Annotated in this window: 14 protein-coding genes and 1 tRNA gene; 5 read left to right on the top strand and 10 right to left on the bottom strand. The window is 55.2% G+C overall.

Going from position 1 to position 15,613, the window contains the following annotated elements; genetic code table 11:
* Positions 1-189 precede the first annotated feature (189 nt).
* Positions 190-789, top strand: a complete 600-nt coding sequence (locus NXF97_RS07775; RefSeq protein ID WP_274955631.1) for a hypothetical protein — start codon at positions 190-192, stop codon at positions 787-789.
* Positions 790-832: 43 nt separating this feature from the next.
* Here the strand turns inward: NXF97_RS07775 and NXF97_RS07770 are convergent, their stop codons facing one another.
* From NXF97_RS07770 to NXF97_RS07740, 7 genes are all read right to left on the bottom strand, one after another.
* Entirely contained in the window at positions 833-1,462 is a 630-nt protein-coding gene (locus tag NXF97_RS07770) for a DUF4400 domain-containing protein (protein ID WP_274955630.1), read from the bottom strand.
* Positions 1,459-3,357 carry a conjugative transfer system coupling protein TraD gene (gene traD, locus NXF97_RS07765; RefSeq protein ID WP_274955629.1) on the bottom strand — a complete coding sequence of 633 codons (1,899 nt, stop codon included), beginning with the start codon at positions 3,355-3,357 and terminating at the stop codon, positions 1,459-1,461. The genes NXF97_RS07770 and traD overlap by 4 nt, the downstream gene beginning before the upstream one ends.
* A gap of 87 nt (positions 3,358-3,444) precedes the next feature.
* Positions 3,445-5,136 (bottom strand): TraI domain-containing protein, encoded by a 1,692-nt coding sequence (locus NXF97_RS07760; RefSeq protein WP_274955628.1) that lies wholly within the window; start codon positions 5,134-5,136, stop codon positions 3,445-3,447.
* Between the two features lies 1 nt (position 5,137).
* Positions 5,138-5,731: a hypothetical protein gene (locus NXF97_RS07755; RefSeq protein ID WP_274955627.1), complete on the bottom strand. Its 594-nt coding sequence runs from the start codon at positions 5,729-5,731 to the stop codon at positions 5,138-5,140.
* Positions 5,732-5,818: 87 nt separating this feature from the next.
* Positions 5,819-6,820, bottom strand: a complete 1,002-nt coding sequence (locus NXF97_RS07750; protein WP_274955626.1) for a hypothetical protein — start codon at positions 6,818-6,820, stop codon at positions 5,819-5,821.
* Between the two features lie 204 nt (positions 6,821-7,024).
* Entirely contained in the window at positions 7,025-8,341 is a 1,317-nt protein-coding gene (locus NXF97_RS07745) for a tyrosine-type recombinase/integrase (RefSeq protein ID WP_274955625.1), read from the bottom strand.
* Positions 8,342-8,618: 277 nt separating this feature from the next.
* Positions 8,619-8,693: transfer RNA gene (locus NXF97_RS07740), tRNA-Val, on the bottom strand.
* Positions 8,694-8,881: 188 nt separating this feature from the next.
* Here NXF97_RS07740 and ruvC point away from each other — a divergent pair.
* From ruvC to ruvB, 3 genes are read left to right on the top strand one after another with little or no spacing between them, the layout of a single operon-like run.
* Positions 8,882-9,481, top strand: a complete 600-nt coding sequence (gene ruvC, locus NXF97_RS07735) for a crossover junction endodeoxyribonuclease RuvC (RefSeq protein ID WP_274955624.1) — start codon at positions 8,882-8,884, stop codon at positions 9,479-9,481.
* On the top strand, positions 9,478-10,050 hold the full coding sequence (gene ruvA / locus NXF97_RS07730; protein WP_274955623.1) for a Holliday junction branch migration protein RuvA: 573 nt from the start codon (positions 9,478-9,480) through the stop codon (positions 10,048-10,050). Before ruvC ends, ruvA begins: the two co-directional genes overlap by 4 nt.
* A gap of 28 nt (positions 10,051-10,078) precedes the next feature.
* On the top strand, positions 10,079-11,125 hold the full coding sequence (gene ruvB / locus NXF97_RS07725) for a Holliday junction branch migration DNA helicase RuvB (protein ID WP_204206982.1): 1,047 nt from the start codon (positions 10,079-10,081) through the stop codon (positions 11,123-11,125).
* A gap of 4 nt (positions 11,126-11,129) precedes the next feature.
* On the opposite strand, the gene NXF97_RS07720 is transcribed toward ruvB, so the two are convergent.
* Entirely contained in the window at positions 11,130-11,798 is a 669-nt protein-coding gene (locus NXF97_RS07720; RefSeq protein ID WP_274955622.1) for a LuxR C-terminal-related transcriptional regulator, read from the bottom strand.
* Between the two features lie 14 nt (positions 11,799-11,812).
* The gene (locus NXF97_RS07715; protein ID WP_022372837.1) at positions 11,813-13,081 is read right to left on the bottom strand and encodes a Zn-dependent hydrolase; all 1,269 of its coding nucleotides are present in this window, start codon (positions 13,079-13,081) and stop codon (positions 11,813-11,815) included.
* Positions 13,082-13,402: 321 nt separating this feature from the next.
* On the opposite strand from NXF97_RS07715, the gene NXF97_RS07710 reads away from it, so the two are divergent.
* Complete coding sequence (locus NXF97_RS07710; protein ID WP_274955621.1) at positions 13,403-14,668, top strand: amidohydrolase; 1,266 nt, start codon at positions 13,403-13,405, stop codon at positions 14,666-14,668.
* A gap of 97 nt (positions 14,669-14,765) precedes the next feature.
* On the opposite strand, the gene NXF97_RS07705 is transcribed toward NXF97_RS07710, so the two are convergent.
* A complete protein-coding gene (locus NXF97_RS07705) occupies positions 14,766-15,611 on the bottom strand; it encodes an ABC transporter permease (protein ID WP_274955620.1) in 846 nt (281 codons plus the stop codon).
* Positions 15,612-15,613 lie beyond the last annotated feature (2 nt).

The raw sequence follows: 15,613 nt of genomic DNA, 5'->3' as shown, positions 1-15,613 counted from the left end.
AAAGGCTGTCAATCTCGCTTTAACGTGTGAGACAGAACCACGGCAGCGAACTGCATTTTTCAGAACAAGGATACCCGCTAAATCGTTGCAAAACCTACTATTTTTTCGTCGTATCCGTCTGTTTTTTATAAGGCCTGCAAGCAGTTGGAAAAGTATGCTTCAAAGCATATTCACTCTTGGGGAACACTCATGGATCTCGAAGCACAGAAGGAAGAAACAGACGCCATTCCCGTCATCAAAGTCGTGAAGCGTCAAAAATCCGCCGATTTTTCTAAGGGCGCACGCCTTGAAGAGATTCAGCTCAGAACTAATGCCGTGCAGATTGTCTTTGAACACACCTACAGCCGTGCGGACAACACGCTCTTTGCCGTCACCAAGCAACTGCGCCGCCAAGGCCGAATAGCCGCCGCCAAAGCAATGGAAAAGACCCTCACGGAAATGTTCGACACGTTTTCAAGCGAGCTCTCGGAAGCTCTTGAGGCCGTCCGGAAAACCTTCGAGGAACAGGTTCCCGCCTCCAAGCGCAACATTGTCTACAACCATGTCCGAACGCTGTCCGTACCGGCAAGTAGTGGCTATGCATCCCGCTTAATCAATATCACCCTGCAGTTAGACACACTAGCAAGCACTATCGACGGCCTTGAGATCAACAACGTACTTAGTCCTGACCTTGCGGATCAGACCACGCAGTCCTGGATCAAACGTTACCGCCGATTCACCAGCGCCATCCAAGCTCTTCGCGCCGCGGAATCCAAAAAGAATTCCGATTCGTCTGTCCAAACAAAGTAGGAAGCGGCCAGGAAATGCCCCTCAAAGGCATTCCCTGGCACGCTCACAACTCTTTCTGCAAGCCCGCAACAAGCCACCCGGGCAATACAGCCAACACGCATACAACCGCCATCACCCCGTACAACGGTAGCTTTACGGGGCACAGCAACAGCACGACGGCCGCTATCGCCGTCCATTTGAGCAACGCAACCTTGGAAGCAATTCGATAAGGCGACGTGAATGTGAACATCTGGCGATTGAACTCTCGCTGAAGCAGGCCGACGATCAAAACAGCCACAGCCAAAGGTAGGCAGAAACACCCCCACCGTAGCACCACAGCCAAACGAACAAACCAAACATACACAAGCCCGAATCCGTTGATGACGCAGCCGGCCAGAAAACGATCGGCCTGTTCGCCCAGTTCCCGCAACGGATCGTTCTCCCGGTAATCGAAAAAAACTGCCTGAATGCAAGCATCCTGCAATGCATTCAACTGTAATTCGTCCCACCACCGACTCGCCAAAGCCAACGGCCATTCACCAAAAAGAGCGTACGCCGCCTCGACTTCTGCCTTGGCAATTCCGGCAACTTCCTCTCCCGACCAATACGCCGTCGCTCCAAACAGAATTGATACTGCAAAAATCAACAGCCAACTCTTGAAGACTAAGGAGCCTGTTGAATCTTTCGACTTCATGCTTCACCTCTGTAGTCTTCCGCACGCGGCAACAACAGCGGAACACGGCCTTTGATGACGTGTCCTCCTGCCACGAAGGCAAAAAACTCTCGGGTCGGCAACCCTCCCAACAGAAACGACGGGACAAGCTCTGTTTCCTGTTCGACTTGACGCTCGCCCATGCTGGCACCGACTGCAGGCAACTGTTGCGACCCGACACTGACATCGTGCGAAAGCATCGTCGTGGCGACAGTCGTCTTCGAAGTCCTATCCTTCACGAAGGCGGCCGTGTCGGGATCGTTGCACCTGAGTGCGACAAGCGTGCCCGTATTGGCAAGAACACAGCCCGCTTCGGCTTGCCCTCCCAGCTTGGCCACGAAGTCGGAAATGGTCTGAGTGGCGACCGTGATGATGAGCCCGGCGCCGCGTCCCTTGTTGAGCATCTGAATGAGCGGCTCACAACAAACTTCTGCGGCTTCGTCAACAAACAACCGAATTTTTCCCGTGACATCGGCAAAGTTGTATTTCGCCCCCGCCACCGCCCGAATATCCGCCAGAAGCATCGTGCCGACCGCACGTGCCAAAGAGGAGTCCGTCAAGGCATCAAGTCCGATGTAAACAACCTTGTTCTGAGCAATCAAGTCTCGAACGTTCGAAAAGCCCTGCCCGCCCAACTTGTCGGCCCTCGGAGAAAACAAGCCTTGGAGACTTTCGCCGGCCATTTTTGCCAAAAGCTGATAGGTGGCCAGAGTTCGCTTCATGATCATCTCATCGTCGAGATCGGCCACAAAAATCACTTGATCCACGTCGGCCGAATGCCGCGACGCAGCAACGTATCGCCGCTTCAGTTCTTCGTACCTAGCATCGATGTCGTCGTCGGCAAGCAGGTCGTCGTCCAAAGCCAAGAAGGCCTGTAAAGCCCTCACGGCAAGTTCTTTTCGGTTCGTGTAGTACCGAAATAACGAGTAAAAAGTCGGCTTCTCCCCTGCGAGCTCCAACCCCAGGCAAAGCGCCGCAAGAACATTGCGTCCCATCTCCACAAAGGTCGCCCCGTCCCCGGTCGCCACGGGCTGCGCCTCGACGATTCGGCCAGCGACTTCACGCGATCGAGCAAAGTTAGCGAGCAAATCGATTGGCGTCGACAGTTCCGGATGCGCAACGTCGAAGCAAACGAACTCCCGGCCAGCCGTTGCGCACATCTCTCGCATGCTCTCCCGAAGCCCTCCATCGTTTTTCGGGTCAATCACAAAGATTGGCTCGCCCTTCAGCACAGACTCGTAAATGCTGAAGCACAGAAACTGCGTTTTCCCAGAGCCAGTGGTTCCCAGAACAAGAACGTGACCTTCAAGGTCTTTGGTTCTAACGTAGCACGGCGTCTCCTTGGCCAAGGAACGTAGAAAGACGTATCCCGCATCAAAGGCGATGCAGCTCTTGTAGGCATTCAATTGCTCAAATGAGCTTAGCGGATGCAGCAGCATTGTTCGAACGTTTCTTCGAATCCACTGCCCCTGCATCTGCTTCGTTTGCCTGCGATGGATATCCTCGTACCAATCGGTGGCCAGAATATCCTTGGCAGCCTGACACTGACTTTTCTGCCAAACAAAGCCTAGACCGAGGAAACTGAACCCCTGCCTCTGCCGAGCCTTCATATCCTTCTGAAAGTCTTTGAAGGTCACATAAGGCAGACTTTTTGTCGCAAGTAGGCCGGATTCGCGTTTAAGGCGAACGTACTTCGGCAGCATCGTCAAGCCAATCGACAACAAACCTGCAGCAATGATCCACAGCGGAAGCCGCAGAGACGGGAAGCCTTGTCCGGCCGCCAAATACCCGGCGCTGCTCAATCCAAGCGTTCCCAATTGCGTGGTCAAAACAGCAACGCTTCCTTCGGCCTTCGGAGCTCTTCGCATCGATTTCATTCTCGCCTCCTGTGACGTTATTCCGCTCACAGACTAGCGAGACATCTTCGAAAAAACCCCTTCAAAATTCGACGTATTCGCCTGAAATCACGCAGGTTTTTTCAGTCGGCATATGATCCAATGCCCGTTTTGCTCAAAGGTAAAGCCCGGAAGACTCGTTCTCATCTGCAACAACATCTCGAAGGTTGTCGTTTCGATGCGGTGTCGTTTTAAAACAGCTTCCACTTCATGAGAGTCGGCCCGAATCTGATCGTCCGAAATCTTCTGCACTGAGGCAAATAGTCGTCCCTTGCCTGCCAGCATTTGCCGTTGAATCGTTTCACACAAACGTTCAACAAATTGCTGACAAACCACGGCATCTGGCTTCTGGGGCCAGACTTCCTCAAGTTCAGACTCAGAAAGTCCGACTTTTTGCTGCTGTCGGTTTTCCTTCTGTTTTTTTACCTCCCCCGCAGCGTTCGTCAATGCCTGAGCCTCCTTGTCAGCTTTGGTGAAACCGCCGGCGGGAGCTCGGAAATCCATGGTCGTCGCCGCTTTTTCCTGCGGCTTCTCCTGTGCCGCCTCACACAATTCAAGCGCTTTCGGAGGGGCTTTGTTTCCGAACAAAAGGACGCCATCGTCAAGACGAAGGCAGTCGAAGCGTCGCGGCTCATCAAACTTCAAGCAGATTTGCCATGCGTACCTGTCCTGCTCCTGCTGAGAATCAGGCTTGGCAACCAGACAGCCGCCTTCGGCCAGAACGAGTACGAAACCAGGAATGGTGCCCGGCAAGTATCCGATTCCCTTCTCAGCCGCCCTCTGTCGAACCGAGAAAACCACTTCTTCGTTCAGCAGGAGAAAAACACCTTTCGTCGTGACGAAAACCAAAGAGTCCTTCGTGTTCACCTTCCAGTAACCCTGAGCAATGTTGTCCTTCATCGCTGCCAGCATCGGCGGGATCAGCGGCGAAGAGGCATGAACGTACTGTCCCAGCAGGTGACGCCGAATCTCGGCATCCTGCAAAATCGAGAACTCCTCAGCCTGACGCAGTATGTCACCCAAAGGTCCCTCGCCGAAGGCAACCGCTTCATCGAACATACGGAGCAACTTGGCGTGCGGATATGCGTCCAGATAACAGATCAGCTGCTGCGTGAAAATTCTTCCGTAGGCAAGCCTAAGCGATCGAATCTGATGCTTCTTATGCTGTCTTTCCGGAACCCAGGTCACGAAATACTCTTTGATCCCAAGGCGACTCAGCCACTGCATCAGGGATTCTTTTTCGGCCTCCCATTCATGATCGACCGCATCCACCACGCGCAAATCGAATACTTTGCCCAAGTCGTGAGTCAATGCGACGAGCGCAGCCGTCAGCAAAAACCGGTTTTTGTTGTGGTAGTTCTCCTCGAGCGTGTCACCGGTACGAACCGAATGCGACTTGGCCAGTTTGACCGCTGCGGCTGCGCACTCAAGCTGATGCACGAGGCAACCCCCTATGCCGGAGTGATGGTGAGCCTCGGAAGCAGGTATCAAATGAACAAGCTCTATCACTCTTTGCAGCACAGGCATGACCAACTCGTCGATCTGCTCCTTAGTCTGAGGAAGATCATCGAGCAGCGCATGCAATCGATCCGCATACCGATTGCAAATCTCCTGCAATGAACTCGCTGGAACGGTGGATAACACTTGCGGATACGTCGTACCTTCCAAGCGCTTATCTGTTTTGTCGGGAATATCCTCGTAGCGAAGAGTTACGAGAGAGCTCTCTTCCTTCTTCGGAGACTGCTTGGCAAACCACCACATCTCACTGCCCCTCCGTTTCTTGCCGAACCTGTTTAGCGTAGTTGCACAATGCTCGACTTACTGAGGCGAGTGTTCGGTTTAGACACCGCAGCCTCTTTAGTTTTTGTTCAATGAGCAACCCGGCGACGCGAGCCCATTCTGGTTCGGCATCAAAAACATGCGGATCCACCGTGTGCGTTTTCTTGTTGATCGTCACATGCTCGGACATCAGCACCACCTTGGCCTTTTCCTTCTTGCCAGAGCCCTTTCGACCCACGTAAGCAATGTACGAACGCCCCTTACCCGGCTCACTTTTCGTCTTGGCATTCGTCTTGGTGGATGCAATTCGCTGACGGATGCGTTCCCAAGCAAACGAAGGCGTCTTATAGCGCCGATCCAGTCGAATCCTCGGGCACAACCGTGAACGCTGACTCGTGTACATGTTTTTTCGCATCATCTGATAGAAGGGATCCGTCGCCTTCATTCCCCAAAGGAAATAGACCAGCCGAATTCGCTGAATGCTTGAATACATTCGCTCGATCTCCTCGCTGACGACCGCCTGAAGATCCTCTTCCGAGAAAGAAATCCGATCTTGCTGTTCCCCAATGGCAGCCAAATACAGCTGCTCTGAAGTGTATGAAGTCACCTACTCTTCACTCCGCATAAAACTATTTTTTGCGGTGAGAACATCGTCCTCACCGCTTCACTCTCCGGCCTCACACAAACGGTAGAGCTCGTCTTTCATCTGCCTGCCGAGCCAGTCCATCCAAGCCGCACTGCCAAGCACGCTCGGATCAATGCCTATGGCCCACACCGCGTGCACCACCGCATAAGGAATCAACGCCAGAGCGTCCAAAGTCTCAAATCCGTCATCCAAAGCGCGACACAGCAAGCGCATGCTCAGCTCCTTCACCGCCTGATGCTTCGCCGGACTAAGATAGAGACGCCGAACCGGCTTGAGACGCAGACTCCCCTGATAACGTCTCACCAGGCGACAGACACAGGCTTCCGCCTGCTCTTGCGGCAACACCATTCCAAGCAAGGTCTTGACTGTGGCGCGCGAGACTTGCGAGAGCATCATCCAAGCAAAAAACTCCACCTCTGGGGAATTTGCCTTTAGCGAATGTGACAACTTATTCACTTTTGGTCCACGCGGGGAAAGACCTCCGAGCAAACTGCAATCAAATTCGCAAAAAGTCTTGCGTCTAGGCCTGTTGCTACTCATTTCCTGAATGGCTTTTTTCCATGCCTGCCGGACTCGGATGCGAGACTCGTGATCCTTGTTCGGCTGCAGTCGAAGCGTCATCGGACACAAAGAGACCATGTGCCCCGCCGCTGACTCTCCGAAACCGCTTTCCGAAAGGGCTTGCGCCTGCCGCTTCGACAAGTCGGCGACATACCGGCAACAGGCAGCGGACTGGCGTGCGCACGCGGCCGCCAGAATCCAGAACCTTTTTTGAATCTCGAACTGAGCAGTCGTTCCGATCACGGTTTTTTCTCGACCCAAAGCGGCGGCCCTGAATATCGCGGCTTGAACCTCTTCGTCCGTCATGCCGGAGGGAAACTCAAACCGAAAAACTCCCACGGGCCGGCTCAGCCACTTGATGCGATCTCTTGGCACGCTTGCCAAAATCCGCTCGATGGCGTCCGGGTATTCCACCGTCAGGCTACGATCATGCATTTCCTGCACGGTCAAAAGATCCAAACACTGCTTTTCCGCCAAAACAGATGCAAACCACGGTGCTGAGGGAAGTTCTGCGAGCAAACTTGGCCTTGTGATGTCTGTTTGAGTCATAGCTTTGTCGATTTTTGAGCAAAAAAAAGTCCCTCCATCTCTTTAAAAGAGATTTTTTGTATACAAAAGATGAAGGGGAAGAAAATCGAACCGGACAGGATCCGGTCTTACCGCTTAGTCAAGTGGAGGTCGGTACGAATAGCAGAAGTCCGCCCAATCCTGAAGAATGTTTCTTTGCTGCTCGGGGAAGTCCTCGCGATCATATGCACCGCCGTACATGTCCTTTGTGTAGTGATGCATGCATCTCTCCACGGCAACGTTGTCGTACCGCTTCCAGTTCCCAAGCTTGTCGCTACGTGTCCATGACTTAAAAGTTGCTCGGAATCCATGCGGCGTCGGTGCTCTGTCTTTGCCTGCAATTCTTGATTGCTCCGGATCGACCCAAGTCGGCATGCCGCGCTTTTTTCGGCGTCCGTTCATTGACGAAATGACCTTCGTCAATGCATTGCAGATCTTGTCGCCACGAGCAGTCGAAAAAACCCAAACAGCTTTTCTCTTACCTGACAGATATCGAGGCATGGACGCCAGGATCTGCATTGCCTGCTTTGAGAGGTAAACCACGTGGTCGCCGTTGCTTTGCACCTTCATGTCCGCTTTCGGACATCTCCAGATGCCTTTTTCGAAATCGATGTGATCCCACTGCATGTTGACGATCGGCTGAACGCGAGAAACCGTCAAGATCGCCACCTCCAAACACCGGGCGGTGGTGCCACCCACTTCCCGAAGTTCTGCCATGAACTCCGGCAGATCCGTGACAGGCAAAGCGGGCTGATGCCTAAGCGGCCCCTGTTGACGCCACCGGGCTTCTTTGACAAGCATTTGGAGCCGGTGAACTTTGGCGTAGCCGTCAGCGAGCAGTCCTTTTCTTTCCGCCCACATGAACGTTCCGCACACCCACGGCAACAGCGACTTTGCAGAGGATGCGTGCGCTCGGTAGAGCATGGTCAGGTGCTCCTCGAGCTGCTCAGCCGTGACCTTATCGACTGGAACGCCGATGAACGGCTTTAAATGGTTTTTGATGAGTCCCTCGAATTTCACTCGGGCTTTCCTATCCTCTGGCTTCCAACGAGGCACTGGCAGTTTCTCTTGAACTTCACGCCATTCAAGCATGAGGCGGGGAAGATCATGGACGCCATCGACAGCAGCGAATCCCGCTTTCCTTGTCTTGGACTCGGGAAGAGCCTCTCCCTTTTCCAAAGCAAGTAGCAACGTGAGGGCTTTCTGCTTAGCCTCCATCGGAGAAATTTCGTCGATCCCACCCAAGCTTCTTGTCACCTGCCGAGGTGAACGAGTACGAAAATAGAACTTTGCGCTATCTCCCGCAACGCGAAGACTAAGAGCACATTCCTTGTCCAGGACAATCCAATGAGTTTCGCCACCCTGTCTACGGAGGTCGTCAGACAAGCGGGTAAGTTCTGAAATGGTGAGCATTTTTTCTTCCTACAGTAACAACACTTCTTGCCCAGACGAGATCTGTTGTATTCGAGAATTTCGCCTCGAAAAAGCGTGTTGTATTTGATTTTAGAGGGGGGTCAGGGCCTGTTGCATTGCAACAAAAGCGCTGTTTTTGCTATAGGAAGTCTTTTTTTCTATTTGAAAAAAAATTTCCACCAACAGACGTAAGTCCTTGTTCTAAATGAAATTTTTCTTCTAGTAGATTTTTTCGGGCAACAAAAAAAGCAGCCCGAAGCTGCCTTTTTGTTGTTTGTGGTGCGCGATACTGGTTTCGAACCAGTGACCCCCGCCGTGTGAAGGCGATGCTCTACCACTGAGCTAACCGCGCATTGATCCAAACGAATCAAGACTGCGCATTGTACTGAGTTTTTCCGTCTTGTAAAGACTTGCGCGCAGAAATTTTTGCCGCTCAACACCGGTAAGCCCCCCCCCAAAGAGCTTCCCTCTCAAAGCATTCGCACCCACGGCATCTCGCGTAAAATCGCGTATTCTTTCATTTTTTGTCCCGAAAGCACCGTGTCTGAAACAACCCGCATTCTTGGCATTGACCCGGGATTAAACCGCACGGGCTTCGGCATCATTGACGCCGTCGGGGGCAAGCTCACCGTGGTGACGGCGGGCTGCATCCGCATCCCCGCGGGCGACTTAAGCGAGCGGCTCGGCACCATTTACCGCAGTCTCTCGCAGATTATTGAAGAAACAAAACCCACGGTCGCGGCAGCGGAAATTGTCTTTGTAAACATCAACCCCCGCTCCACACTGCTTCTCGGACAGGCCAGAGGCGCGGCGCTCACGTGTGCCGCCGTTCATAACCTCAGGGTGCACGAATTTACGCCCTCAGAAATCAAGCAGTCCGCGGTGGGAACGGGCCGCGCCACGAAGGAACAGGTTCAGATGATGATGGGCGAAATTCTCGGTATCCGGGGGCCGCTGCAGGCCGATGCCGCCGATGCCCTTGCGTGCGCCGTCACCTGCGCTCACACCCTAAGGCTTGCCGACGTGACCAAGCTTGGGAAACTGCAGTCAAGAACGGGAACCCGCAGCCTTAAGACGGCTTCAAGCCGCAGAAGCGCCTGGACGCAGCTCGCGCAAAACAGAAATAAGGAAAGCAAATGATCGGACGTATTGCCGGACGGCTTCTGGAAAAGAACCCGCCGATGATTCTGGTGGATGTGCACGGCGTGGGCTACGAAATCGCCGTGCCGATGTCAACCTTTTACAACCTCCCTGAGGTGGGCGCGGAAACGGTGCTTCTCACGCACTTTATCGTGCGCGAAGACGCCCAGCTTCTCTACGGGTTTCTTACCGCTGCTGAGCGCAGCGCCTTCCGGGAACTCATCAAGGTTTCCGGCATCGGCCCGAGAACGGCCCTCTCGGTACTCTCAGGGCTTTCGGTGGAGGCGCTTACCCAGGCCTTGACCGCGCAGGACAGCGCCATGCTCACGCGCATCCCCGGTATCGGCAAAAAGACCGCCGAGCGCCTTGTGCTGGAACTCAAAGGTAAGCTCGGTGCCGACTTCGGCGGAGCACTGACGCCTGCCGCGGGCAGCAAAGCCGACATTGTTTCGGCGCTTGTGGCTTTGGGCTACTCCGAGCGCGAAGCCGCCGCGGCCGCACGAAAGCTGCCCGAGGACATCTCTGTTTCCGACGGCATCCGCGAGGCGCTTCGCGGCATGGCAAAATAGTTAGTCTCTCAGAACCCCGATGCAGACCATGGATACGATCGAACGCGTGGTGTCCGCCGACAGCGCCAGTCCCAACGAGGACAACATTGACCGCGCGCTGCGCCCGACGCTTTTAAAAGACTACGTGGGCCAAAAAACCGTCTGCGATCAGCTGCAGATTTTCATTGCTGCCGCGAAAAAGCGTCATGAGCCCCTGGACCACCTCCTCGTGTTCGGACCGCCCGGGCTCGGGAAAACGACGCTTGCGCACATCGTTGCCAACGAAATGGGTGTGAACCTGAGGCAGACATCAGGGCCCGTTCTGGAGCGACCCGGAGACCTCGCCGCGATTCTCACAAACCTTGAGAAAAACGACGTCCTTTTTATCGATGAAATCCACCGGTTAAGCCCCGTGGTGGAAGAAATTCTGTATCCGGCGCTGGAAGACTTTCAGATCGACATCATGATCGGAGAGGGGCCGGCCGCGCGCTCCATCAAGCTTGACCTGCCGCCCTTTACCTTAATCGGCGCCACGACGCGCGCGGGGGCCCTCACCAATCCTCTGCGCGCCCGCTTCGGGATCGTGAGTCAGCTGCAGTTTTACGACGCAACTGATCTGCAGAAAATCGTGGAGCGAAGCTCAGGGCTACTTAACGTTCCGATTACGCCGGAAGGGGCAGCCGAAATTGCCTGCCGCTCCCGCGGCACGCCCCGCATCGCCAACCGGTTGCTGCGGCGCGTGCGCGACTACGCGCAGGTAAGGCACGACGGCAAAATCACGCAGGAAGTGGCCTCCGCAGCACTCAAAATGCTCGACGTCGATCCCATCGGACTCGATACGATCGACCGGCGCTTTATGCTCGCCATCATTGAAAAGTTTGCAGGGGGCCCGGTCGGCATCGACAACCTTGCCAGTGCCGTCGGGGAAGACCGTGAAACCCTTGAAGACGTGGTGGAGCCCTACCTCATTCAGCAGGGTCTGGTGCAGCGAACCGTCCGAGGCCGCATGGCAACGGCGCTTGCCTACCGCCATTTCGGTCTTGCGGCGCCGTCCACGCACCCCGCGGCGGCCGACCTTTTCGGCGACCTCGTCTGAGGCCTTACCTGTGGCCGTGCTCGCTTGCCCAGAGCGCGGCCTCAACGCGGGTGGTGAATTTGAGTTTTTTCAGAAGGTGCTTCACGTGCACTTTGACGGTGCCGTCAGAGATCGCAAGACGCTCGGAAATCAGGCGGTTGCTCATCCCGCTCGCGATGCATTTCAAAACCTCGAGTTCCCTCGGCGACAGCGTGGAGATATCGCGGTTTTCATCCATGTAAGGGACGTTTCTCAGAGAAAGCGCCAGGGCACTTGTGAGCGTATCGCTGATCACCATTTCCCCGGACAAAATCGCCTGCAGTTCACGGACAAACTCCTGCGCCGTGAGGCGCTTGGTGAGAAAGCCGTCAGCCTGCAGGCGGATTGCGGCCATGAGTTCAGGCTGACTGCCGTCGGCAATCATCATCACGCAGCGGCACTCGGGGCGCGTTGCTTTAATCCGTTGCAAAAGTTCCAGGCCGCCCGCCCCGGCATCGAGATCAATCAAGGCAAAATCAACGCCTTTTGCGTCAAGAACCGGGAGCACCTCCTGGGCCGTGCTCACCGTCACGCAGCCTCTGAAGGCGGGCATGGTGCGCACGACGTCCGCGAGTGCCTCGCGAAAAAGCGGACACAGATCGTAGATAAGCGCCTGAGAGCCCGTCTCAAGGGCGGCTTCTGACCGGGTTGTCATAAGCCACTGTCCTCTTACGCGTCGTAGCCCGTGACGGCCGCTTTCAAAAGCTCTGCCCCGAGCATGAAGTCATCAAGCTTCATGGCTTCGTGCGGGTTGTGTGAGCCGTTTTGATTGGCAACGAAAATCATCGCAACCGGCACGCCTGCGGCACCAATCACCGCTGCATCGTGCCCTGCGCCGCTTGCGATAAGCCGCACGGGCAACCCGATCGTCTTTGCGGTTGCCTCAAGCCGCTGCATCAGTTCCGGATTGACCGAAGCGGGGTCCGTAATGAGTTTCTTATCAAACTCAAACTTCACGCCGCGCGCTTTGCTCACAGCCTGCGCCGTTTCAAGAAGCTTTGCGTGGAACTTCTCCACGGTTTCGAGTTTGAGGCTTCGCATATCCACGGTAAAGGTCACTTCACCGGGAATCACAGAGATCGCGGCCGTGGGCGCTGTCTTTAAAACGCCCACCGTAAAGACGAGATCGTCGCCTGCGGCCAAAAATTCATCCCATGCCTTATCCATGCGGGAAAGAAAGTCCGCGCACGCCAAAACCGCATCGTGCCGGTAGGGCTTGTCAACTGCCCCGGAGTGCGCCGTTTCACCGATGATTTTCACCTGTTTATGGCGGATGTTGCCGCGGATACCAGTGACAATACCGGTTCGCACCGTCTCGGAACTCGTCAGCGTCGGCCCCTGCTCGATGTGAAGTTCCACAAAAGCCGCGATTTTCTTTAAGTCCATCAGGGGTTTTCCGGTCGTGAGTTTCTCCGGATCAAACCCGCATTCACGCATGTGCTCCCCAAGCGTTTTTTCCTTGGTACGGTCGGTGAGCGCCGTCACGTCCGGCGTGAGCTTACCGGTAAAGGCAAGCGACCCGATGTAGGACTTACCGTAAAAACTTGATTCCTCACAACGCATCATCAGAACCGTGAAGTCGCGCTTAGGGGTAAAGCCCGCCTTTTTCATGGCGCGCGCCGTGTAAAGCGCTGCGGTGATGCCGGCAAGACCGTCGTAGTTGCCGCCCTCGGGGACGCTGTCGGCGTGGCTGCCCGAAACAAAGGCAGGGAGCGTTCTGTCTTTTCCCGGGAGCGTCATCCAGATGTTGCCGGCCGGATCTTTCTTAATTTCCAGACCGAGGTCACGGCCGATTGCAGTGAGATAGTCAAGCGTTTTGGTTTCCACCGGGCCATACCCCTGACGGGTTACGCCGGGGCCGTCCTTACTCATGGCCCGCACATCGTCAAAAATTTTGGAGCAGAACTCCAACCCCTCAGTATCAACGGTCAGCATCATTTTTTACTCTTATGCAAAAGACGACAAAACTTTTTTCGAAAGATATACCCATTTAGGGGTGTGTCTTTTCTAATTCGAAAGCATTATTCACCTTTTGCATGCGCGTACACCCGATATTTCTGACACAAGTTTGACTCAAGTCGGTGCATCCCCGCAGAACTAACACTTAAGAGAAATCTCTCTGCGTCCGGCGCATTGGCCGAGTTCTAAAATAGTCCGAGTCAGGCGGTGCTGCAGGCGCCTCCCCAAGGGCTTTATTGAAAAGCTCAACCGTCGTCAGCAGATGTCACCGCATTCCTGTTATCACTAGGAGAAGTTCTCATGAGCATTTATCACGATCAACTGATCAGTATCCGCCGCCAGCTGCACCAGAACCCCGAAGAGGGTTGGTCAGAATTCACCACGACGGCCTTTTTGGTGAAGACCCTGCGCGGCTACGGCTACCAGGTGCTTCTGGGCCGCAACATCATTGATCCGGATGCCTGCCTGGGGCGTGAAATGTCGGTTGTGAAGGCCGGTATTGAACGTGCCCGCAAAAACGGCGTCAGTGAAGAGCTTCTTGCGGAAATGCAGGAACTCACCGGGTGCGTGGCCGTTTTGGACACGGGCCGCCCCGGCCCCACGCTTGCGCTGCGCTTTGACATTGACTGCATCCCTGTGACGGAAAGCACGGACGACAAGCACGTTCCCACACACTGCGGCTTTGCTTCCAAAAACCCGGGCTTCATGCACGCCTGCGGTCATGACGTGCACATGTCGATGGGCCTTGCGGTCTGCCACTGGCTCATGGACAACAAGGATAAGCTCAGCGGCAAAGTGAAGATTCTCTTCCAGCCTGCTGAAGAAGGCGTGAGGGGCGCCGCCGGCATGGCCGCAAGCGGCATTTTGGACGACTGCGACTACTTCCTCTCCTCGCACGTTGCAATGCTTGCGAAGTCGGGTGAACTCGCCACGAACCTCTATGGGTTCCTGTGCACCACGAAGTACGACGTCACCTTTAACGGCCGCGCCTCCCACGCGGGCGTGAGCCCCCAGGAAGGCCGCAACGCGCTTGCCGCTGCCGCCAACGCCACCGTTCAGATGCTGGGCATTTCCCGCCACGGCGGCGGCATGACCCGCATCAACATCGGTCAGCTCGTTGCCGGCGAAGGCCGCAACGTGATCCCCTCCAAGGCCGTCATGAAGCTTGAAGTGCGCGGCGAAACGATGGAAATCAACAACTACATGAGCGAACAGGTCACAAACATCGTCGAAGGCATCGCCAAGGGATTCTCGGTCACCTACGACATGCGCAAGATGGGTGAAGCCGTTGACCTCACCGCCGACCAGGAATTGATTGACATCCTCAACGAATCCGGCCGCGAAGTGGGTCTGAAGGTTCTTGATAAGCCCCTGAACTTCGGCGGCTCTGAAGACGCCACGATTCTTGCACGCCGTGTGCAGGCTCACGGCGGCAAGGCGGCCTTCTTCGTCTGGGGTTCAGATCGTCCGAGCGGACACCACAGTGCGCTCTTTGATATCCAGGAAAAGGATATGGCTCCTGCGTTTGACCTCTGGACGCATGTGCTGCCGAAGATCCTTAAGTAACAAGGCACGAAAAAGCCCGGGAGGTTTCTGAAAATCCCCCGGGCCGCCGTCTCTCACGTCCTGCCTTTCAACCGTAAGGCAGGACTTTTTCTGTTCCTCAGATACTGCCCTTTACCGTCGTGGACGAGCCGGTCTTAGGCTGCCAGCGCATCGCGCGGCGCTCAATGATGCCCACGATCCAGTCCAGAATCAGGGCAAAGACCGTGAGCACCAGAATACCCGCCATCACCGTGTTGATGTCAAAGACACCTTCGGCCTGAAGAATCAGGTAACCCACTCCTTCACTTGACCCCAGGTACTCGCCGATCACGGCACCCACAAAGGCCATGCCCACTGAGGTGTGAAGCGAAGAAAAGACCCAGCTCATGGCAGAGGGCAGATACACGTAACGCATGAGCTGCGAGCGGTCGGCTCCGAGCATCCGCGCCGACGCGAGCACGTTGGGATTCACCTCCCTCACACCCTGATAGACGTTAAAAAAGACGATAAAAAAGACAAGCGTCACGCCGAGCGCCACTTTGCTCGAGATTCCGAGGCCGAACCACACGGCAAAAATCGGCGCAAGAATCACGCGGGGCATGGAATTTAACCCCTTGATGAAGGGATCAGCGACGGCTGCGGCAAAAGGCGACAAAGCAAGCCACATCCCCACACCGCCCCCGGTCACGGTTCCGATCACAAAGGCAAGCAGCGTTTCAATGAGCGTTACCTGCAGATGGGGATAAATATCGGCGTTGGCGACAAACCAGTCCCAGATGCGCGTGAAAATAACCAGGGGCTCACCGAAAAAGAAGGCAGCCTGCGTGTCGTTGTCAAACACAAAGGGCGGAATAAGACCCGGTTTCGTGAGCGTCCACCAGACGATGAAAATAACGGCCAGAAGCGAAAACTGCCAGGCGCGCAGTTTGAGCGTGCGGCGTGCGGCGTGCATAACGGCATCCATTT

Source organism: Duodenibacillus massiliensis, assembly GCF_928721995.1.
Classification (GTDB): domain Bacteria; phylum Pseudomonadota; class Gammaproteobacteria; order Burkholderiales; family Burkholderiaceae_F; genus Duodenibacillus; species Duodenibacillus massiliensis.
This window is presented reverse-complemented; position numbering and strand designations above follow the sequence as displayed.